Origin of the sequence: Bradyrhizobium sp. CCBAU 25360, from assembly GCF_028128695.1 — a bacterium.
Lineage (GTDB): Bacteria > Pseudomonadota > Alphaproteobacteria > Rhizobiales > Xanthobacteraceae > Bradyrhizobium > Bradyrhizobium ottawaense.
The window spans coordinates 149567-170557 of the sequence record NZ_LBJA01000034.1 but is presented as its reverse complement, the minus strand read 5'-3'; the positions used below and the strand labels follow the sequence as shown (position 1 = coordinate 170557).

Sequence of the window (20991 nt, the reverse complement as noted above, 5' to 3'; positions counted from 1 at the left end):
GCGTCGGGAGCGGCTCGTAAGCGCCGCTACGACCCCAGGGCGATGATCCTGCGCGCCATCCGCACATTGGCATAGTCGATCATCTTGCCGTCCAGCGTCACCGCCCCCTGTCCCTGCGCCTCAGCCTGCTCCATGGCTTCGACGATCCGCTGCGCCTGGGCCAGCTCCTGCTCCGACGGCATGAACGCGCGCAGCGTCGGTTCGATCTGGTCGGGATGGATGACCTGCTTGCCGTCAAACCCCATCGCCGCGGCCTTCTGGGCGCTGCTTTCGGTCAGCGTGGCATCGCGGAACGCGCCGCAGGGGCCGTCGATGGCGATCAGGCCGCGCGCGCGGGCAGCGACCAGAAGGCGCACCATCGGATAGGCGAACAGATCGAGCGGGGCAGAGGCATAGCCGCTTTGCGCCGATCCGACATGGCGGTAGCCGTCCGGCGACACGCCGATGTCGGAGGAGCGGGCGCCGATGGACGCCGCGAAATCGCCGACGCCGAGATGCAGCGCGGCGACGCTGTCGTGGCACGCGGCGAGCGCATCGACATTGACGAGGCCGAGCGCAGTCTCGATCAGCAATTCCAGCGCGACCGGCGAAGCGCGATCCGGCGCGGCGGCGCGCAGCTGATCGGCGATCGCAACGATGTCGCCGGCGCGCTCCGCCTTCGGCACGATCACCGCATCCAGCCGGGGAAGCGTCGCCAGCGCGCGGATCTCCTGCGCGATGAAGCGGCTGTCGGCGGCGTTGACCCGCACCGTGACGCGCTTGTTGCCCCAGTCGAGCGAGGGGAGGGAGCGAACGGCTTCCTCCAGTGCGAGGCTTTTCTCCGATGGCGGCACCGCGTCTTCGAGATCCATGAAGACCGCGTCCGCAGCCGAGGCCGCTGCCTTGGCGACGAGACGGGAGCGATGCGCGGGGACGGCGAGGTAAGCCCGCGTTGGCCGTTGTGCCATCGTCAAATGTCCTTCGCCAGACCGAGTTCGCTGAAAATGGCTTGATTGTGCTGCCCCACATCCGGCACCGGATCCATCCGCGGCTCGACGCCTGGAATGGTGAGCGCGGGCAGGAAGCTCATCACCGGCCCGCACGGCGAGCCGACGCTCTGCACCCGGGACCGCGCGCGGAGCTGCTCGTGCTCCAGAAAGGCCTCGACCGAATTCAGATGCGCGTTGGCGATCGCGGCCTCATCCAGCAGGCGCAGCACCTCCTCGCTGGTCATGGCGGCAAAGCGCTGCTCGATATGCGCCTGCAGATCGTCGCGGTTCTGCATGCGCAGCGGATTGGTGCGGAAGCGCAGGTCGTCGGCGAAGCCGGCGTCGCCGAGCACGATGCGGCACAGCGAGCGCCATTCGCGATCGTTCTGGATGCCGAAGAAGATGGTGTTGCCGTCGCCGACCCGGAACGGGCCGTACGGCGCGATCGTCGCGTGCCTGGCCCCGGTTCGCGGCAACGGCCGTCCCGTGCTTTGCGTGTAGAAGGCGGGATAGCTCATCCAGTCCGTGATGGAATCGAATAGCGAGGCCTGAAAGGCGGTGCCCTTGCCGGTCCGCTCGCGACGGTACAGCGCCATCAGCACGCCGTTGAGGATGTACATGCCGGTGGCGATGTCGACCACCGACAGCCCGACCTTGGCCGGCTCCGCCTCGGTGCCGTTGATGGCGAGAACACCGGCCTCGCACTGGACCAGCAGATCATAGGCCTTCTTGTCGCTGTAGGGGCCGCCAGTGCCGTAGCCCGACACGTCGCAGGCGATGATGCGCGGATGTCTGCGCAGAAGCGATGCGGCATCGAGGCCGAGCCGCTCCGCCGCACCCGGCGCCAGGTTCTGGATGAACACATCGGCCTGCGGCAGCAGGGCGTCGAGCACCTTGCGGCCGTCCTCGCTCTTGATGTCGATGGCGAGGCTTTCCTTGGAGCGGTTGGTCCAGACGAACTGGCTCGACATGCCGTTCATCACGTGGTCGTAGTCCCGGCAGAAATCCCCAGTGCCCGGCCGCTCGATCTTGATCACCCGCGCGCCCCAGTCGGCGAGGTGCCGGCTGGCCAGCGGCGCTGCGATCGCCTGCTCGAGCGAGACCACCGTGACACCGGACAGCGGCAGATCCGCTTCATTCCCTTCCATTGCGATCGCTTCCTCTCGTGCGCTTTCCGACCAGCGCAGGAGACAGGCCGACCACCCACGCGCATCTTTTTGATGATGACATCATGCCCCCGTTTTGCCCGACGAGTCAAATTCGGCTTCGTTAAATCCTAAGTCGTGAAATGCGTAACGATTGCCGCGACTTGGCTGCTGTGCATGGGGTTGTTTTCGCGTTTTTTGTGGGGCGGAGCACTCTTTCCTCGCGCACAGCTGTCATCCCCCGCGCCTCCATGTGGTCGTCATGCCCGGGCTAAACAACATGCCCGGCCATGACGTCTGGACAGCTAGCGGAAGTCTGCCCCATCCTGTTGCCAAGACCGCACAGGTCCGACCTTTCGCATCTGCCCTCGTTGCCAACGAACCGCCGTTCACCCACTATTCCCTCCGACTCGACATGTTGGGGGGATCGATGCCGGCGTTTCGCTTCAAGACATCCTTGGCTGCTGCAACCCTCGGGATGGCCCTGGCGGTGCTGGTCCAGCCCGGCACCGGCTTCGCCTACACCCCGGAGGAGCAGCAGGCCTGCACGCCGGATGCGATGCGGCTGTGCGGCGAGTTCGTTCCGAACGTCGACGCCATCACCGCCTGCATGATCAAGAAGAAGGCGCAGCTCTCGCCGCAATGCCGGGTGTTCTTCCGGCCCGGACCCGAGCCGGGCGAGGCCCGCGCCGGCAAGCCGACCAACATCGCGCCCAAAACCGCGAAGAAGAGCACCAAGCCGGCGAAGAAGAAAAAGACCAGCGACAGCTGAGCGCGGGACAGCCGCGTTCCTTGTCTGAAACCTTCGTCATGCCCGGCGTCAGCCCTGCGCCAGCGAGCGGACTCCTTTTGTTCGCGCAGGCCGCGCTGATGCCTGCGGCAATTACGAACGCGCGATGGAAAAGAGTCGGATAAGGGTTTGCGCGGGAGGGTTGCATTCCGCCTGGTCCCGCTCGGCTGCTCAAAGAACGCACAGATGCTCGCGCGGGCGGCGTTTCGTTGCAGTTGGTCTCTCGTCCTGCGACGCAGTGTGACTCAAAAGCCAACACGCCTTGTTATTTCGTGGCGGTAACGCAACCCCCGATAAATTTTTCTTTCACGAATCAGCGCGGTGATTCATTTTCGCGGCCTAGGGTCAATCTGGAGGCCGAAGGTATGAACGTTATTGTTTTTGCATCGCGTAAAGGCGGCTCGGGCAAGAGTACCCTAGCCGCGCATCTCGCCGCGCAGATCAAGGCGAGCAAGCAGGTCATGCTCGTGGACGCGGACCCGCAGGGCTCGCTCACGCTGTGGCACAAGCTGCGTGGCACCAACGAACCGCCGATCAAGGCGGCCGTGAACTCCGTCAGCGGCATCGTCTCCGCTGCCAAGCGCGACGGTTATGAATGGGTGTTGATCGACACGCCGCCGAACCTCTCGGCCGTGGTCGACGACGCGATCAAGAACGCGACGATGGTGGTCATTCCGGCGCGTCCCGGCGTGTTCGACGTCAACGCGGTGCAGGAAACCATCCAGATGTGCCGCGCCGCGCGCAAGCCCTATGCGGTCGTGCTCAACGGTGCACCGGCCAAGCGCGACGAAGCCGAAAGCCCGATCGTCACCATCGCCCGCGAAGCGCTGGCCAAATTCCGGGCTCCGGTGTGGGGCGGCCAGATCACCAACCGTTCGGATCTCCTGATGGCGCTGAGCCACGGCGAGGGCGCGCGGGAATATCAGGCCGAGAGCCGTGCGGCTCAGGAAATCGCAAGGCTGTGGGCGGCGATCGAGCGTTCAGTCAAGGCCATTCGCGGCACGGCGTCGGCGTCCGGCGCAATGCACAAGCAGGCTGCTTAATTCTTTAAATCATTCCCCGGACGAAAAACGCGCGGGAACGTCCGCGCGTTTTGCGTTTTCGGGATCTGCTGAAGGAGAGCTACGCCACCATCAGCATGTAGAACACGATGACCGGCGACATGGTCAGGATCACCGACCAGATGCCGGCGGCCCAGAGAATGTCCTCGGTGGTAAAGCTCTGCTCGGTGGACAGCTTCTCCTGTCCGGCGCCGAAATACGACGCCATCTCATTATGACTATTCATAAACGCCCCCGCGATTTCTTCGCTTATGGGCGTGAACGATACGCGGGATGTTTTAAGATTCCGGCTTGCAAACCGCTGCGCATTTTGAGCGCATTTGTGACGGCCGCTTAACCATCCGCGCGACGTGCCGCCTTCAGGCGAGCCAGATCCGATACAGCAGCACCGGCATCAGGCCGAGCATCACTGCCCAGAACCCGAACGACGAAACGACGAGAATTCCCTGCAAAAGATCGGCCGGCGCGTATTGGCTCGCGGCCGTAGGCCGGGTGCGATGTCCCATGGTCATTCCCCCTCTGGAAGTTCCTGGAGAGCAACGATAGGGACGGATGGGTAAACGAGCGGTGGATGCGCCATGCGGCGGGCGCGAAGGCCGTTGGGGTGATGTTAACCACGGGCGGCGCTCTTACCCTCCCCTGGAGGGGCCCTCCAGGGGAGGGTAAACGATACTACGCCGCGACCTTCGTCCGTCGCTCGATCTCGCGATCGATCGCGGCGGCGAGCTCGCTGCTCACTTCCACCATCGGCAGGCGTACTTCGGGGCTGTCGATCAGGCCGCACCGCCACAGCCAATACTTTGCCGGCGCCGGGCTCGGCTCGGTGAACAGCAGCTGCGTCAGATCGGCGACCTCGTGCCAGCGCGCCAGAGCCGCGTCGTGGTTGCCGCGCTTCGCTTCCGCATACACCGCCGCAAAGGTCGCGGTCTCGACATGGGCGGACAGCACGATGCCGCCGTCGGCGCCGTCGACGAGCGCCTCGAAATAGTTGGCGTCCTCGCCGGTGAGCACACGAAAATCCTTCGGACGGTCGCGCAGCAGCGCGATCGATTGCTCGCGGCTCGCGCCGCAATCCTTCAAGCCTACGATGTTCGGATGCTCGGCGAGCCGCAGCATGGTCTGGTTGGTGATGTTCACCGAGGTGCGATAGGGAATGTTGTAGAGCGCAATCGGCCAGGCGGCGTGATCGGCGAGCGTCTCGAAATGCGCCAAGAGGCCGCGCTGCGAGGGGCGCACATAGTAAGGGCTTGCGATCAGATAACCGTCGATCGGCCAGTCCGCGGTCTCGTCGAGACGGTCCTTCAGCCGCGCGGTGTCCGCGCCTGACAGTCCGAGGCAGATCGGCAAGGTGCGCCGGCCCGCCGCCATCTCGTCGCGCACGATGGCGACGAGACGTTCGAGTTCGGCCTCGCGCAACGTCATGCCTTCACCGGAGGTCGCCCCCAGGATGAAGCCGTCGATGCCTTGCGCGCTGTAATGTCGCGTCAGCCGCCGCAGCGATCGCTCGTCGAGCGCGCCGCCCTGAAACGGCGTCACCAGCGGCAGCCACAGCCCGTGCAAATGATCTTCAAGTCCGGTCATGTTTCCATCTCCTTCTCGGGAAACCTGAGACGGAGGGCACATGAAAAAACCCCGTCCAGGCGGCGGGGTTTTCGGGATTGCAGCGATGACGAAGCCGGTCTAGCGCGCGCAAAACTCCGAGGTCCCCAAATGGGGGCCTTTTTTCGAGGCGATCGCCTTCGACGAGATTGCGCACGACTTCGTGATCATCTGCAAATGATGCGGGGTATGCCTGGAACTGTCAATACACGCGGAAGGCGAAAGCCGATTTGACCGAAAAAAAGCCGGGCTCGAATGAGCCCGGCTTAAGGTATTGGCCACGTGAGGCCGACACAATCACCTTCCAAGAGGGATTACTGAACTCCCGCGCCACTGGAGGAGGGGGACAAATGCGCAACGCGAAGGCTCAGCGTGCAAGCAGTATGAGCTTGACGAGCGCCATGCAGCAACAGCCGAGGCCGCATGTCAGTCATGCGGAAATCAGGAAGGCCAGCGCTGCGCCTTGCTCACCACGAAGTCGCGGAACACCTGCACGCGCGCGACCGTCTTCAACTCCTCGGGATAGACAAAGTACGTATCGAGCTGGATCGAATCCGACTCGCCGAACAGCTGCACGAGTTTGCTCTGTTCCTCGACGAGGTAGTCGGGCAGCGCCGCGATGCCGAGGCCCTGCTGACAGGCGCGCACCAGGCCGAGGATGTTGTTGACCCTGAAATAGGCTTCGCGCGGACCCGAGCCGTTGCGGCCCGCTTCGACCAGCCAGTTGCGGTTCTGCAAATGCGGCGCGAAGTTGCCGTCCGAGAGCGTGATGATGCGGTGGGAGTCGAGCTCCTCCAGCGTGCGCGGCGTGCCGAAGCGCTTGATGTATTCCGGCGAGCAGTAGGCGTGGAATCCCATCGCGAACAGCTTGCGCTGGATGAGATCCGGCTGCGTCGGCTTGCGGGTGCGGATCGCGACGTCGGCCTCGCGCATCGACAGGTCGAGCTCCTCGTCGGTGACGATCAGCGAGATCCGGATTTCCGGATAGAGCGCGGTGAACTCGCCGAGCCGCGGGATCAGCCAGTTGATGCCGACGCCGGGGGTGGTGGTGATCTTGAGGTCGCCGCTCGGCCGCTCGCGGCTGTCGGTCAGCTTGGCGCGCGCCGCCTGGAGCTGCATGAACACGTCATGCGCGGTGCGGAACAGCAAATCGCCCTGCTCTGTGAGGATCAGGCCGCGGGCATGGCGGTGGAACAGCGAGACCGAAAGCTCCTGCTCCAGCGCCGAGACCTGGCGCGACACCGCCGATTGCGACAGGCCGAGCTGCTCGCCCGCATGCGTGAAGCTGCCAGCTTCCGCCGCTGCGTGAAACACCTTCAGCTTGTCCCAGTCCATATCTGTAAATCCGTCGCGTGTTCGGGGCATGATCTTTATTCCGCTGCCGCGCGCTCGCTGGCGCGCAGGGCCAAGAAACGTTCGGCTTCGAGAGCTGCCATGCAGCCGAGGCCGGCGGCCGTGACGGCCTGGCGATAGGTTTCGTCGGCGACGTCGCCGGCGGCGAACAAGCCGGGCACCGATGTCGCGGTCGAGTTCGGGGCGACCTCGACATAGCCCGACGGTTTGAGCTTGATCTGGTCTTTCACGAGCTCGGTCGCCGGCGCGTGGCCGATGGCGATGAAGACACCGTCGGTCTTCACGTCCGTCAGCGCGCCGGACTTGACGTTCTTCAGGCGCACATGGGTGACCTTGTTCGGGTTCTCGGTGCCGCAGATCTCGTCGACGGCGCTGTCCCAGATCACCTTGATCTTGGGGTGCTTGAACAGACGTTCCTGCAGGATGCGCTCGGCGCGGAAGTGGTCGCGGCGATGCACGATGGTGACCTGCGAGGCATGGTTGGTGAGGTACAGAGCTTCCTCGACCGCGGTATTGCCGCCGCCGACCACCACGACCTCCTTGTTGCGGTAGAAGAAGCCGTCGCAGGTGGCGCATGCCGACACGCCGCCGCCCTGGAACTTTACTTCGGACGGCAACCCGAGCCAGCGCGCTTGCGCGCCGGTGGCGAGGATCACGGCGTCGGCGAGATAGACGTCGCCGGAGTCGCAGGTGAGGCGGAACGGCCGCTGCGAGCTGTCGAGCTTGATCACAAGGTCGGAGACGATCTTGGTGCCGACATGGACCGCCTGCTTCTCCATCTGCTCCATCAGCCAGGGGCCCTGGATCACGTCGGCGAAGCCCGGATAGTTCTCGACGTCGGTGGTGATGGTGAGCTGGCCACCCGGCTGGATGCCCTGAATCAGGATCGGCTCGAGCATCGCGCGCGCGGCGTAGATCGCCGCCGTGTAGCCGGCGGGGCCGGAGCCGATAATGACGACCTTTGCATGGACAGGGGCGGACATATTGACGGACGCCTTTCACGGGGGATTCACAGCGCGGGAGCGGAACGTGCCGGGAGGCCTCGCGGAGGCGCTGAAATATCAGAGCTAATCTAAGCCTTCTGGTGAGCTATGCAAGAATTGCATTGCCTATCGGCGGATTTTTCCAACAAGGAACAAAAGTCGATTGCGGTGCACGCGCAATAAAATTGCGCTAGCCGCGCGGACTGGGCTATGAGGATTGCGGCAAACCCACCAATACAGCCGCAAAGGCCAGGAGTTCCAATCAAGTGTCGCGGAACCTAGACGACATCGACCTGAAAATTCTCTCCGAGATTCAGGCTGACGGTCGAATCACGAATGTCGAGCTGGCCAAGCGGGTCGGCATCTCGCCGCCGCCCTGCCTGCGCCGCGTCCGGGCGCTGGAGGAGGAGGGCTATATCCACGGCTATCGCGGCCTGCTGGACGCCCGCAAGCTCGGCTTCGACGTCACCGTATTTGCCGCCGTGCACCTGTCCAGCCAGGCCGAGGCGGACTTACGCGCCTTCGAGGAGTTCGTCCGCGCCGAGCCCCTGGTGCGGGAGTGCTGGATGCTGTCGGGCGAGGTCGATTTCATCCTCAAATGCGTCGCCCCCGACATGGCGACCTTCCAGGATTTCGTCACGCATCTGACCGCCGCGCCCCACGTGCGCAATGTGCGGACATCGCTGGTGCTGCATAATTCGAAATACGAGGCGGCGGTGCCGCTGGACGTGAAGGGGCGGCGGTAGCCGCTCCAAGGTCCTGCCAGTCCCGTCATCCTGATTGAGGTGCGGGCTGCGCTCGCAACGACCAGCGGTGAGAGAGCGTGCTCCACCCACACAAGCAACACGCCGAAACAAAAAGGCCGCGCGATGCGCGGCCTTTTGAAACGTCTCAGCGCGGGCGGCAAATTCTTACCGCCATTCCACCTTGGTAATTTCATACGCCTTGGCGCCGCCGGGTGCGTTGACCTCGACGGTCGAACCCTTCTTCTTGCCGATCAGCGCGCGGGCGAGCGGCGAGGTGATGGAGATGCGGCCCTTCTTGGCGTCGGCCTCGACCTCGCCGACGATCTGCCACACCGTCTTCTTCTCGGTGTCCTCGTCGACCAAGGTCACGGTGGCGCCGAACTTGATGGTATCGCCGGACAGTTTCGAGATGTCGATGATGTCGGCGCGCGCGAGCTTGTCCTCGAGCTCGGCGATGCGGCCTTCATTGTGGGACTGCTCTTCCTTCGCGGCATGATATTCCGCGTTCTCCGACAGGTCTCCGTGCGAGCGCGCCTCCGCGATGTGCTCGATGATGCGCGGACGGTCCTCGGACTGGCGCTTCTTCAATTCTTCCCCGAGCGCGGCAAAGCCGCCCGCTGTCATCGGAACCTTTTCCATCTCTTCTCTCGTCCTTCGGCTCCGCGTCCCCACAACAGCGGGCGCGGCAACCTTGATTCGTCGGTATTCCCGGCCCTGAACACGCGGCCACCGGAACGTTATGTGGGCTGGCGCCGGAACAGAACAACCACCATGGCCGGACAGTTCCTCCGGCCATTGTGGCTTCATTGCCAATCACTTAACGGATGGCTTAACCCTTAAGGCTCGGCCGTCCGCTCGCGATCAGGTTTCCGAAAAGTAGCTCTGCAGGGTACGAACCTCAAGGTCCCCGCCGAGATAGGCGCGGATGCCCTGCGCGGCCGCCACGGCCCCGGAAAGAGTGGTGTAATACGGCACTTTATGCAAGAGGGCCGCGCGCCGCAGCGAACGGCTGTCGGCGAGCGCCTGCGGGCCTTCGGTGGTGTTGAAGACGAGCTGGACGTCGCCATTGGTGATGGCGTCGACGATGTGCGGCCGGCCCTCCAGCACCTTGTTCACCTTCTCGGTCGGGATGCCCTGGTCGGTCAGGAAGCGCTGGGTGCCCGAGGTCGCCAGCACCTTGAAGCCGAGCGAATGCAGTTCGCGGACCGCCTCGGCGATGCGCGTCTTGTCGCTCTCGCGCACCGAGACGAACACCGTGCCCTTGCGCGGTACTCGCGTGCCGCCGCCGAGCTGGCTCTTGGCGAAGGCGACCTCGAAATTGCGGTCGATGCCCATGACCTCGCCGGTCGAGCGCATCTCGGGGCCGAGCACCGTGTCGACGCCGGGGAAGCGCGCGAACGGGAATACCGATTCCTTGACGCCGACGTGCTTGAGCTTTGCCTTCTTCAGCTTGAAATCGGCGAGCTTCTCGCCGGCCATGATGCGCGCGGCGATCTTCGCGACCGGCGTTCCGACCACCTTGGCGACGAAGGGCACGGTGCGCGAGGCGCGCGGATTGACCTCGAGCACGTAGATCTCGCCGTCCTTGATGGCGTATTGCACGTTCATCAGGCCGACGACGTCGAGGCCGAGCGCGAGCTCGCGGGTCTGCCGCTCCAGCTCCTCGATCATCTCAGGCTCGAGCGAATGCGCCGGTAGCGAGCAGGCGCTGTCGCCGGAATGGATGCCGGCTTCCTCGATGTGCTCCATGATGCCGACGATGAAGGTGTCCTTGCCGTCGCAGAGGCAGTCGACGTCGATCTCGATTGCGTCCGAGAGATAGCGGTCGAACAGCAGCGGGTTCTTGCCGAGCACGGTGTTGATCTGCCCGGTCTTGTCGTTCGGATAGCGTGCCTTGACGTCGGCCGGCACCAGCTCCGGCAGTGTGCCGAGCAGATAGTCGTTGAGCTGGTTCTCCTCGCGGATGATCTGCATCGCGCGGCCGCCGAGCACGTAGGACGGGCGCACCACAAGCGGCAGGCCGAGATCGGCGGAGACGAGCCTTGCCTGCTCGACCGAATAGGCGATGCCGTTCTTCGGCTGCTTGAGACGGAGCTTGTCGAGCACGCGCTTGAAGCGGTCGCGGTCTTCGGCAAGGTCGATGGCATCAGGCGAGGTGCCGAGGATCGGCACTTCGGCGGCCTCCAGGGCGCGCGCGAGCTTCAGCGGGGTCTGGCCGCCGAACTGCACGATCACGCCGTGCAGCGTGCCATTCGTGCGCTCCTTGGCGATGATCTCCAGCACGTCCTCGGCAGTGAGCGGCTCGAAATAGAGCCGGTCGGCGGTGTCGTAGTCGGTCGACACCGTCTCCGGGTTGCAGTTGACCATGATGGATTCGTAGCCGGCATCGTGCAGCGCGAAGCAGGCGTGACAGCAGCAATAGTCGAACTCGATGCCCTGGCCGATGCGGTTCGGTCCGCCGCCGAGAATGATGACCTTCTTCTTGTCGGATGGCGTGCTCTCGTCCGCCGGTGCGCCGGCGAACAACGCCTCATAGGTCGAATACATATAGGCGGTCGGCGAGGCGAATTCGGCCGCGCAGGTGTCGATGCGCTTGTACACCGGGCGAACGTCGAGCGCGTGGCGCTTCGCGGTGACCTCGGCTTCCGTCGTCTCGGCAAGCACCGCCAGCCGCGCATCGGAGAAGCCCATGGCCTTGAGCGTGCGCATGCCGAAGGCATTGCCCGGCAGGCCGTTCTTGCGGACCTTCTCCTCCATGTCGACGATGCCGCGCATCTCGCTGAGGAACCACGGGTCGATCTTGCAGGAGTTGAAGATCTCCTCGTTCGACCAGCCGAGCCGCATCGCCTGGGCGACCTGGAGCAGCCGGTTCGGCGTCGGCGTGCCGAGCGCGGCGCGGATCGCATTCTTGTCGTCGTCGCGGCCGAGACCTTCGATCTCGATCTCGTCGAGGCCGGTCAGTCCGGTCTCGAGCCCGCGCAGCGCCTTCTGGAGGCTTTCCTGGAAGGTGCGGCCGATCGCCATGACTTCGCCGACCGACTTCATCGACGTGGTCAGCGTGGTGGAGGCGCCGGGGAATTTCTCGAAGGCGAAGCGCGGCACCTTGGTGACGACATAGTCGATGGTCGGCTCGAACGAGGCCGGCGTGGCGCCGCCGGTGATGTCGTTGGCGATCTCGTCGAGCGTGTAGCCGACCGCGAGCTTGGCTGCGACCTTGGCGATCGGAAAGCCGGTGGCCTTCGAAGCCAGAGCGGAGGAGCGCGACACGCGCGGGTTCATCTCGATAACGACCATGCGGCCGTCCTCGGGATTGACGCCGAACTGCACGTTGGAGCCGCCGGTCTCGACGCCGATCTCGCGCAGCACCGCCAGCGAGGCGTCGCGCATGATCTGGTATTCCTTGTCGGTCAGCGTCAGGGCCGGCGCCACCGTGATGGAATCGCCGGTGTGCACGCCCATCGGATCGAGGTTCTCGATCGAGCAGACGATGATGCAATTGTCCTTCTTGTCGCGCACCACCTCCATCTCGTACTCTTTCCAGCCGAGCACGGATTCTTCGATCAGCACTTCGTTGGTGGGAGACGCGTCTAAGCCGCGCTCGATGATGTCGAGGAACTCTTCCTTGTTGTAGGCGATGCCGCCGCCGGTGCCGCCCATGGTGAAGGAGGGGCGGATGATCGCGGGCAGGCCGATCTCGGACAGCGCCATCATGGCCTGGCCCAGCGCATATTCCTGATAGCGCTTGCGGCGGTCGCTTTCGCCCAGCGTCCACTGCCGATCGTGCTCTTCGAGGGCCGCGCCCGAGAGCTTTTCGCGTTCAGCCTGACGCTTGTCGCGGAAGGACTTCTTCAGGGCGGAGGCATTGGCGAGCCGCGACTTCGGCGTCTCGAGACCGATCTTGGTCATGGCCTCGCGGAACAGCTGGCGATCCTCGGCCTTGTCGATCGCGTCGGCGGTGGCACCGATCATCTCGACGTCGAACTTCTCCAGCGTGCCCTGCTGGCGCAGCGACAGCGCGCAGTTCAGCGCGGTCTGTCCACCCATGGTCGGCAGCAGGGCGAAGCCGCCGGGAATGACGTGACGTTCTTTCTCGATGATCTTGGCGACGATCTCGGGCGTGATCGGCTCGATATAGGTCGCATCGGCCAATTCCGGATCGGTCATGATGGTGGCCGGGTTGGAATTGACGAGGACGATGCGATAGCCCTCTTCCTTCAGCGTCTTCACCGCCTGGGTGCCCGAATAGTCGAACTCGCAGGCCTGGCCGATCACGATGGGACCTGCGCCGATGATCAGGATGGTGGTGATGTCTGTACGTTTGGGCATCAACTCTCGCCGGACTGGAATTTGGGCACAAAAAAAGGGCGCGCTCCTGCGCGTCCCTTTGGCCGAGAGCGCGGTGGTCTCCCTCGCGCGCGGGTGGGTCTTAGACCAGATTCCGGGGCGGCGAAACCCCGAAAAACGCCCATCAACCGGCAATTTTGACGGGTTTTGGCCTGGCCTGCCAGCCACGGGCGAGATGCACCAGAAGTGAGGCCGCAACGCTCATTCCACCGATCCAGCCGAGGTCGTTCGGCGAGAGGGTGGCCAGCACCGCCCCGCCCAATGCCCCGCCGATGGCGAAGCCGAGATACATGGCGGAGGCGTTGAGCGAGAGCGCGATCATCGAGGCCTGCGGCTCGATCCGGATGATGCTGGAGACCTGGGCCGGGTAGAATGCCCAGCCCGAGATGCCCCAGAGGAAGATCGTGCCCAGCACCGCATAGTGCGCCTGGCCCGGCATCAGCTTCAGGACCACCGAGTGAAGGATCAGCGCGGCTGCCATGCCGGCGAGGCCGAGGCCCACGGTGGCGAGCGTACCGAGCCGGTCGGCAAGTAAGCCGCCGAACATGTTCCCGATCGCGGCCGCGCCGCCAAACACCAGCAATGCAAGGCTGATTTGCGACGCATCGAAGCCGAGGCCGCGCAGCGGAACCGCGAAATAGGTGAACACGGTGAAGCCGCCGAGCGCCCATAGGATCGTGATCACAAGCGCGACCAGGACATTGCTGTGACGCGCCACCGCCAGCCGTTCGCCGAGCGAGGCCGTGTTGCGCGGCAGGCCGCGGGGCAGGCCGAGCAGCAGACCGGCGAGCGCGACGGTGCCTATCATGGCGACCATCGCAAAGGTCGCGCGCCAGCCGAGGAGGCTGCCGACGAGGTTGCCGAGGGGAACGCCAATGACAGTCGCGACCGTCAGGCCCGACGTGACCAGCGCCACCGCTCGGCCGCGCCGTTCGGGCGAGGCGACCGCCACGGACACCGCGAGCGCCGTCGGCATGCAAAGCCCGGAGCCCAGCGCCATCAGCATCCGCGAGGCCAGCAGCAGGGCGTAGCTGGAAGCCACCATCGCGGCGAGATTTCCGGCGATGAAGGTCGCCAGCGCCAGGGCCAGCACGGTTCGGCGGTCGATATTGTTCAGCGCGACGGCCAGGATCGGCGAGCCCACGGCATAGGTGAGGGCGTAGGCCGTGACCAATTGGCCGGCGGCGGAGACCGAAATCTGCAAATCGGCGGCGATGCCGGGCAAAAGACCCGCGATGACAAAGCCTTCGGTGCCGATCGCAAAGGCCGCCAGGGCCAGCCAGAATACGCTCATTGGACGATATCCCTATGTTCAACGTTTATTGAACTATTGGATATGGTGGTTTGTAAGTCAATTGGTTCAAGAACTATTGAACATTGCGGCCGCTTCGCTATGATTCCCGGGTCATGAGCCGCACACCTCTCCACCCGACCCGCGAGCAGATCGAATTGCCGATGGTGCTGGATTGCCTGAGCGATCCGATCCGGCTCGCCATCGTCTACCAGCTTGCCCAGCAGGAACGTGTCAGCAGCGAGCTCTGCTGCGGCGACTTCAACGGGCTCGCGGGCAAATCCAACCTCGCCTATCACTTCGCCAAGCTGCGCGAATGCGGCCTGATGCAGACGCGCGTGGCCGGCACCAACCGCTTCATGCGGCTGCGCCGTGAGGATCTGGACGCGCGTTTTCCCGGCCTGCTCGATGCGGTGATCAGCTCTGCCGCCAAGGATGCCGAGCGGCTTCAGCTGATGGCTGAGTGTGAAGTGGTGGAGGCAGGTTGAGGTTTGCGCGGGCAGTCCGTCTACGCTTCCGCTGCGCTCCAGCTATGCCGGACACGCTTCGCCTTCGGGTCAAGCGTGGCTGCGCCACGCTTGACCCGAAGGCGAAGCGTGGAGACCCGGCCTGGATTTGAACCAGGATGTAGAGCGTTGCACCGCCCTCGCGTAGACGCTTCCGCCACCGGGCCACGGCGATCATTACCGATTGCAGTGCGACAAGCCACAACGGCTAATTGTTATGCTTAACGAACCAGAGGCGGCCGCGCGACGAAGGTCATGCGCCAGCGATTATGGCCGATATTGGTGTGGGCGCGCTGGACCGCGAACCCGGCCGCTCTCAGCTTGGCGGTGATCTCCTCCTCGCTGTAGCGCTGGAGCCCGATGCGCGTGCGCAGATGTCGGTAATCGGACAGCGCGGTGCTGATGAGCCCGACCAGCGCGTCCTTCAAGAAACCGTGGCGCAGGCCGAAGCCGAGCAGCGCCATGACGTCCCTGACCATGCCGACATTGGGCTGGAGGATGTCCCCCAGCACCAGCTTGCCGGAGGGCTTCAGGATACGGCGGATGGTGAGGAGCGCGGCGTCGAGCTCCTCCGGCGCCATGTATTGCGCGACCGAGTTCATCACGACGAGGTCGATCGACTGGTCCTGCATCTTGCGGACATCGTCGAGCGAGCGGACGCGGATCTTGGTGTTCGGGGCAAACCGCGCGATCAGCCGGCCGCGCACGCCCGGCGCGGGCTCGGCGAGGATCAGCTTGCCGCAGCTACCAGCCACCTGGCTCGCCGACAGCGCCTCGCCGCAGGCATAGTCCAGCACCGTCGCGTCCGGCGAGGAGATGTAGCCGATGATGTCCCGCGCGATGATCTGGAAGTGCAAGTCGCGATGCAGCTTGCTGACATAGATCGTATGCGTCGAGTCGTAATAATCGATCCAATCGTCCATGGTATTCGAAGGTCCCGGCCAAACGGTTCCCGTCAAGGAACCGGCGCTGCCCGCCTTGCGTTAGGGGTGCGACGGCGCGCCGTCAATGTCCGCGTCCTAACAGGAAGGCTTCCCGTGAGCAAAACCAACAACAAGGTCTCGCCCGATCTCGATACCCCCACCGACCTGTCGCCCGACGGGGTCAAGAAGGTCTCGGAGGCGCTCAACGTACTTCTGGCCGACGCCTTCGCGCTGTATCTGAAGACCAAGAATTTCCATTGGCACATCAGCGGCCGCCACTTCCGCGACTATCATCTGCTGCTCGACGAGCAGTCCGACCAGATCTTCGCCACCACCGACCAGCTCGCCGAGCGCGTCCGCAAGATCGGCGGCACCACGCTGAAGTCGATCGGCCAGGTCGCAAAGCTCCAGACCATCAAGGACAACAACGAGGACTACGTCCCGCCGCGCGAGATGCTGCGCGAACTGATGCAGGACAACAAGCACGTCGCGGCCGCGATGCGCAAAGCGCACGACGTCTGCGACGACGCCGGCGATGTCGCCAGCGCCAGCATTTTGGAAGTGTTCATCGACGAGACCGAGCGCCGGACGTGGTTCCTGTTCGAGGCCACGCGGCAGGAAGGCAGCAACGCGGCGTAGGGCGAACTGCCGTAGGATGGGTTAGCCGCAGGCGTAACCCACCTCTTCTGTTTCGGCGGAGACAGACGTGGTGGATTACGCTTCGCTAATCCACCCTACGCACCTTCGCTTTTGTCTACCGCCACAACCGCATTAACGCCCCATCCTTGCCCGTCACGGGATCAGCCGGCGGCAGCGCGACTTGTGGAATCGTCTTCAGCGCCGTGGCGTGGTTGTCCGGCGTTGCGCGCGTGATCTCCATCTTCGCGCCGCGCGGATAGGCGCCGATCACGCAGAAATCACGGCTCGCCCTGATGCATTGATGTCCGGTGCCGGCCGGCAGGATCGCGACATCACCCGCCTTGATCTCGAGCTCCTGGCCATGGTCGCCGCCGAAGCGGACGCGGGCGCTGCCGCGCGCCACGCCGAGCACCTCATGCACCGTCGCGTGGTAATGCAGATAATCGTAGACACCGTTGCGCCACGTCCCGCCCCAGCCGTTCGCTTCGAACAGGTTCTCGATGGTCTCTTCCGGCTGCTTCGGGTCGAGCTCCACCGCACCCTGGTAGACCAGGACGGGGCGGATGTTGTTCGGCACGAGCCCATCATCCTCGAACACGATGGCGAGCGGCTCGGCCTTGTCGCGGACGACGGACATGGCGGGCTCCGGCTGCAAAAGACAGCGGGACAACATTCTATCGTGTGGAGGTGTTCCTCAACGGGTCACCTGTCCCGGACGCGCTGCAGCGGGCAACGCTGCGGCGCAGAGCCGGGACCCAGAGAGCCGCGAGTGGTAGGCCCCGGTTCAGCGGGGGCATGAGAGCGCGCGTCTTACGCGCTCTTCTTCTGACGCATCAGATCCGCAAAACGCTGGAACAGATAGTGCGAGTCGCGCGGGCCGGGCGATGCTTCCGGGTGGTACTGCACCGAGAACACCGGCTTGCCGTCGAGCTGGATGCCGCAATTGGAGCCGTCGAACAGCGAGATGTGGGTCTGCGTCGCGCCCTTCGGCAGCGTGGTCTCGTCGACCGCAAAGCCGTGGTTCATCGAGGTGATCTCGACCTTGCCGGTGGTCTCGTCCTTCACGGGGTGGTTGGCGCCGTGATGGCCCTGATGCATCTTCTTCGTCTTCGCGCCGACGGCGAGGCCGAGCATCTGGTGGCCAAGGCAAATGCCGAAGGTCGGCGTGCCCGACTTGATGACGTCCCGGATCACGGGCACGGCATATTTGCCGGTCGCGGCCGGATCGCCCGGACCGTTCGACAGGAACACGCCGTCCGGCTTCATCGCCAGAATGTCTTCGGACGAGGTCGTCGCCGGCACCACCGTCACCTTGCAGCCGACGCCGGCGAGCAGGCGCAGGATGTTGCGCTTGATGCCGTAGTCGATGGCGACGACGTTGAACTCAGCCTTGTCCTGGCGGCCAAAGCCCTTGTCCCACAGCCACGGCGTCTCGTCCCAGGTGAAGCGCTGGCCGCTTGTGACCATCGGCACGAGGTCCATGCCCTCGAGGCCCGGCCATTCGCGCGCCTCTTCCTTCAACCCATGCAGGTCGAACTCGCCGTTCCTGGCGTGCGCGATCACGGCGTTGGGCATGCCCTTGCTGCGGATCAGCGCAGTCAGGGCGCGGGTGTCGATGCCGGAGAGGCCGATGATGCCGCGCGCCTTCAGCCACTGGTCGAGATGCTTGGTGGCGCGGTAGTTCGAGGGATCGGTGATCGCGGTGCGCAGGATCACGCCGCGCGCGCCCGGCGTCGCGGCCATGTTCACCGTCTCGATGTCTTCCTCGTTGGTACCGACATTGCCGATATGCGGGAAGGTGAAGGTGATGAGCTGGCCGGCATAGGAGGGATCGGTGAGGATCTCCTCATAGCCGGTCATCGCGGTGTTGAAGCAGACTTCACCAACGGCGTGGCCTTCGGCGCCGAGGCCAAAGCCTTCGAGCACGGTGCCATCGGCGAGCACGAGGAGCGCGGTCGGTTTATGGTCCGGCCAGGCGGGATCGTTGTCATGTTGTGTCATGAGCGCGTTTCATAAGCCTGCCGGACGCCCCCGTCAAAGCGCAGATGCGCCGATTCACATGCGTTTTTGCATATTTGACAGCCCGTCTCGGGCTCCTAAGCTTGGCCGCACAATTTCCGGCAAATTCCTGGGCTTGCGAGGCAATAATGGACCAGACCACCCCGATTCTGTTGGTTCCGGGGCTGGCCTCCTCGGCCCGGATCTATGCCCCTGTCATCCCGGCGCTGTGGCGCTTCGGCCCGGTCATGGTTGCCAACCATATCCGCGACGACGGCATGGCGGCGATCGCCGCCCGCGTGCTGAGCGAGGCCCCGCCGCGCTTCGCGCTCGCTGGCCATTCCATGGGCGGCTACATCGCGTTCGAGATCATGCGCCAGGCGCCCGAGCGGGTGGCCAAGCTCGCGTTGATCAACACCCAGGCGCGGCCCGACACCCCGGAGGCGACCGTGCGCCGCCGCGGCCTGATGGAGCGCGCCCGGCGCGGCGAGCTCCGCGCAATCCGCGAGGAGAGTTTTCCGGAGCTCGTGCATCCGTCGCGGCGCGATGATGCCGATATTCTCAAGCTGGTGCATGCGCAGGACGAGGATGTCGGTGTCGAGGGCTATCTGCGGCAGCAGACCGCGATCATCGCACGGGTGGATTCGCGCCCGACGCTTGCAGCCATCAAATGCCCGACGATGGTGTTGACGGGCGATGCCGACAACACCATCCCGAACGCTCTCTCCAGGGAGATGGCCGAGGGCATCGCCGGCGCAAGGCTCAAAGTCCTCGATCGCTGCGGGCACTTGCCGCAAGCCGAGCAGCCGCAAGCGACAGTGCGGGCCTTGACCGAATGGCTCGGAACCGAGGTTGTCTAGGGGCCGCGAACGGCCTAGATCAGGCGTCAGATATTCGAAGGGATCACGATCATGTTGCGCGACGACATCAACAATGCGGTCAAGGAGGCCATGAAGGCCAAGGACGAGCGCAAGCTGTCCACGCTGCGCATGGTCAATTCGACCATCAAGAATGCCGACATCGATGCGCGCGGGCAGGGCAAGCCGCCGTTGTCGGACGCCGACCTGCTCGGCGTCTTTCAGAAGATGATCAAGCAGCGGCAGGAGTCGGTCGAGCTCTACGAAAAAGGCGGCCGCGCCGAGCTTGCGGCCCAGGAGCGCGAGGAGATCGCAGTGATCTCGGCGTATCTGCCGAAGCAGATGGCCGACGACGAGGTGAAGAAGGCGATCGCGGAGGCGATCACTGAAACCGGTGCCGCCGGCATGAAGGACATGGGCAAGGTGATCGCCGTGCTGCGCGCCAAGTATGCCGGACAGATGGATTTCGGCAAGGCCAGCGGTTTGGTGAAGGCGGCGCTGTCGGGCTAAGTCGTCATTCCGGGGCACGCGTAGCGTGAACCCGGAATCCATCGCGCTGCTGAGTCCGTTGCTTAATGGATTCCGGGCTCGCGCTACGCGCGCCCCGGAATGACAAGAAGAAGAAGGGAGGCAGCCAATGACCGCCATCAAACCGTTCCGCATCGCCATCAGCGACGACATTCTCTCCGATCTCAAGTCGCGTCTCGCCCGCACGCGCTGGCCGGAGGCGGAGCTGGTCGACGACTGGAGCCAGGGCGCGCCGCTGAAGTGGATTCAGGAGGTCTGCACCTATTGGGCCGATGGCTACGACTGGCGCGCGCGCGAGGCAAAGCTCAACCGCTTCGAACAGTTCACCACCGAGATCGACGGGCTCGACATTCATTTCTCGCATGTGCGCTCGAAAGAGCCAAACGCGCTGCCGCTGATCATCACCCATGGCTGGCCGGGTTCGATCGTCGAATTCCAGAAGGTGATCGCGCCGCTCACCGATCCCGTCGCGCATGGCGGCAATCCCGCGGACGCGTTTCACGTCGTCTGTCCCTCGCTGCCGGGCTTCGGCTTCTCCGCCAAGCCGAAGGCGACCGGATGGGGCGTCGACCGCATCGCCGCGACCTGGGCGCAGCTGATGGAGCGGCTGGGCTATGCGCGCTACGGCGCGCAAGGCGGCGACTGGGGCTCGGCGGTGACGGCCTCGCTCGGTGCGCAGGATGCGGCGCACTGCGCCGGCATTCACATCACGCTGTCCTTCAACTCGCCGCCGCGCATGGAGGGCGAGCCGACCGCGGAGGAGAAGCGAGCACTCGCCGGCCTCAAGCATTACGTCGATCTCGACTCCGGCTACTCCAAGCAGCAATCGACGCGCCCGCAGACGCTCGGCTATGGCCTCACGGATTCGCCGAGCGGGCAGGCGGCCTGGATTCTGGAGAAATTCTGGGCCTGGACAGATTGCAACGGGCACCCCGAGAACATCTTCAGCAAGGACGAGCTGCTCGACAACGTCATGCTGTACTGGGTGACGGAGACGGCGACCTCCTCGGCGCGGCTCTACTGGGAGAGCTTTGGCAAACGCCGCACCACGCCTGTCGTCAAGGTGCCGACGGGCGTCGCCGCGTTCCCCAAGGAGATCATCACGCCGGTGCGACGCTGGATGGAACCGAACTTCCATGACATCAGGCATTGGAGCGAGATGGAGAAGGGCGGCCATTTCGCCGCGTTCGAGCAGCCGGAGCTGTTCGTGCGCGATGTCAGGAAGTTCTTTGCGACGGTGCGGTGAAGGGTCCCCTCAAA

21 protein-coding genes and 1 tRNA gene are annotated in these 20991 nt (G+C 64.5%); 8 read left to right on the top strand and 14 right to left on the bottom strand.

What is annotated here, in order from left to right:
* Positions 1–26 precede the first annotated feature (26 nt).
* Both XH81_RS11565 and XH81_RS11560 read right to left on the bottom strand, forming a co-directional pair.
* On the bottom strand, positions 27–947 hold the full coding sequence (locus tag XH81_RS11565; protein WP_271596197.1) for an HpcH/HpaI aldolase/citrate lyase family protein: 921 nt from the start codon (positions 945–947) through the stop codon (positions 27–29).
* A gap of 2 nt (positions 948–949) precedes the next feature.
* Complete coding sequence (locus tag XH81_RS11560; protein ID WP_212429204.1) at positions 950–2116, bottom strand: CaiB/BaiF CoA transferase family protein; 1167 nt, start codon at positions 2114–2116, stop codon at positions 950–952.
* A gap of 427 nt (positions 2117–2543) precedes the next feature.
* Here XH81_RS11560 and XH81_RS11555 point away from each other — a divergent pair, with 427 nt between their 5' ends.
* Together XH81_RS11555 and XH81_RS11550 are read left to right on the top strand one after the other, a co-directional pair.
* Positions 2544–2885, top strand: a complete 342-nt coding sequence (locus XH81_RS11555) for a hypothetical protein (protein WP_095424844.1) — start codon at positions 2544–2546, stop codon at positions 2883–2885.
* 383 nt (positions 2886–3268) lie between these two features.
* Positions 3269–3946: a ParA family protein gene (locus tag XH81_RS11550; RefSeq protein WP_025032179.1), complete on the top strand. Its 678-nt coding sequence runs from the start codon at positions 3269–3271 to the stop codon at positions 3944–3946.
* A gap of 79 nt (positions 3947–4025) precedes the next feature.
* On the opposite strand, the gene XH81_RS11545 is transcribed toward XH81_RS11550, so the two are convergent.
* From XH81_RS11545 to trxB, 5 genes are all read right to left on the bottom strand, one after another.
* A complete protein-coding gene (locus tag XH81_RS11545; RefSeq protein ID WP_131233054.1) occupies positions 4026–4190 on the bottom strand; it encodes a hypothetical protein in 165 nt (54 codons plus the stop codon).
* Between the two features lie 133 nt (positions 4191–4323).
* The gene (locus tag XH81_RS11540) at positions 4324–4476 is read right to left on the bottom strand and encodes a hypothetical protein (protein ID WP_154694126.1); all 153 of its coding nucleotides are present in this window, start codon (positions 4474–4476) and stop codon (positions 4324–4326) included.
* A 160-nt stretch (positions 4477–4636) separates the two neighbouring features.
* A complete protein-coding gene (gene dapA, locus XH81_RS11535; protein WP_028140501.1) occupies positions 4637–5545 on the bottom strand; it encodes a 4-hydroxy-tetrahydrodipicolinate synthase in 909 nt (302 codons plus the stop codon).
* Between the two features lie 459 nt (positions 5546–6004).
* Positions 6005–6928 (bottom strand): LysR family transcriptional regulator, encoded by a 924-nt coding sequence (locus XH81_RS11530; protein ID WP_026201990.1) that lies wholly within the window; start codon positions 6926–6928, stop codon positions 6005–6007.
* Between the two features lie 5 nt (positions 6929–6933).
* On the bottom strand, positions 6934–7899 hold the full coding sequence (gene trxB, locus XH81_RS11525) for a thioredoxin-disulfide reductase (RefSeq protein ID WP_038971099.1): 966 nt from the start codon (positions 7897–7899) through the stop codon (positions 6934–6936).
* A 266-nt stretch (positions 7900–8165) separates the two neighbouring features.
* Here trxB and XH81_RS11520 point away from each other — a divergent pair, with 266 nt between their 5' ends.
* A complete protein-coding gene (locus XH81_RS11520; RefSeq protein ID WP_026201989.1) occupies positions 8166–8645 on the top strand; it encodes an Lrp/AsnC family transcriptional regulator in 480 nt (159 codons plus the stop codon).
* A gap of 165 nt (positions 8646–8810) precedes the next feature.
* On the opposite strand, the gene greA is transcribed toward XH81_RS11520, so the two are convergent.
* From greA to XH81_RS11505, 3 genes are all read right to left on the bottom strand, one after another.
* A complete protein-coding gene (gene greA / locus XH81_RS11515) occupies positions 8811–9284 on the bottom strand; it encodes a transcription elongation factor GreA (RefSeq protein ID WP_007596674.1) in 474 nt (157 codons plus the stop codon).
* A 222-nt stretch (positions 9285–9506) separates the two neighbouring features.
* The gene (gene carB / locus XH81_RS11510) at positions 9507–12971 is read right to left on the bottom strand and encodes a carbamoyl-phosphate synthase large subunit (protein WP_028140499.1); all 3465 of its coding nucleotides are present in this window, start codon (positions 12969–12971) and stop codon (positions 9507–9509) included.
* Between the two features lie 142 nt (positions 12972–13113).
* A complete protein-coding gene (locus tag XH81_RS11505) occupies positions 13114–14283 on the bottom strand; it encodes an MFS transporter (protein ID WP_028140498.1) in 1170 nt (389 codons plus the stop codon).
* A 113-nt stretch (positions 14284–14396) separates the two neighbouring features.
* On the opposite strand from XH81_RS11505, the gene XH81_RS11500 reads away from it, so the two are divergent.
* Positions 14397–14768 (top strand): ArsR/SmtB family transcription factor, encoded by a 372-nt coding sequence (locus XH81_RS11500; protein WP_271596196.1) that lies wholly within the window; start codon positions 14397–14399, stop codon positions 14766–14768.
* Between the two features lie 109 nt (positions 14769–14877).
* Here the strand turns inward: XH81_RS11500 and XH81_RS11495 are convergent.
* Positions 14878–14953 (bottom strand) — tRNA-OTHER (locus XH81_RS11495).
* A gap of 54 nt (positions 14954–15007) precedes the next feature.
* A complete protein-coding gene (locus XH81_RS11490) occupies positions 15008–15709 on the bottom strand; it encodes a class I SAM-dependent methyltransferase (RefSeq protein WP_028140496.1) in 702 nt (233 codons plus the stop codon).
* 114 nt (positions 15710–15823) lie between these two features.
* On the opposite strand from XH81_RS11490, the gene XH81_RS11485 reads away from it, so the two are divergent.
* A complete protein-coding gene (locus XH81_RS11485) occupies positions 15824–16348 on the top strand; it encodes a Dps family protein (protein WP_028140495.1) in 525 nt (174 codons plus the stop codon).
* Positions 16349–16463: 115 nt separating this feature from the next.
* On the opposite strand, the gene XH81_RS11480 is transcribed toward XH81_RS11485, so the two are convergent.
* Together XH81_RS11480 and carA are read right to left on the bottom strand one after the other, a co-directional pair.
* Complete coding sequence (locus XH81_RS11480; RefSeq protein ID WP_271596195.1) at positions 16464–16985, bottom strand: hypothetical protein; 522 nt, start codon at positions 16983–16985, stop codon at positions 16464–16466.
* 173 nt (positions 16986–17158) lie between these two features.
* On the bottom strand, positions 17159–18349 hold the full coding sequence (gene carA, locus XH81_RS11475) for a glutamine-hydrolyzing carbamoyl-phosphate synthase small subunit (protein ID WP_038948142.1): 1191 nt from the start codon (positions 18347–18349) through the stop codon (positions 17159–17161).
* Positions 18350–18495: 146 nt separating this feature from the next.
* On the opposite strand from carA, the gene XH81_RS11470 reads away from it, so the two are divergent.
* From XH81_RS11470 to XH81_RS11460, 3 genes are all read left to right on the top strand, one after another.
* Positions 18496–19206, top strand: coding sequence for an alpha/beta fold hydrolase (locus tag XH81_RS11470; RefSeq protein WP_271596194.1), 711 nt, complete (start codon positions 18496–18498; stop codon positions 19204–19206).
* 51 nt (positions 19207–19257) lie between these two features.
* Positions 19258–19713, top strand: coding sequence for a GatB/YqeY domain-containing protein (locus XH81_RS11465; protein WP_271596193.1), 456 nt, complete (start codon positions 19258–19260; stop codon positions 19711–19713).
* A 127-nt stretch (positions 19714–19840) separates the two neighbouring features.
* Positions 19841–20977 carry an epoxide hydrolase family protein gene (locus XH81_RS11460; RefSeq protein ID WP_271596192.1) on the top strand — a complete coding sequence of 379 codons (1137 nt, stop codon included), beginning with the start codon at positions 19841–19843 and terminating at the stop codon, positions 20975–20977.
* Positions 20978–20991: the final 14 nt, after the last annotated feature.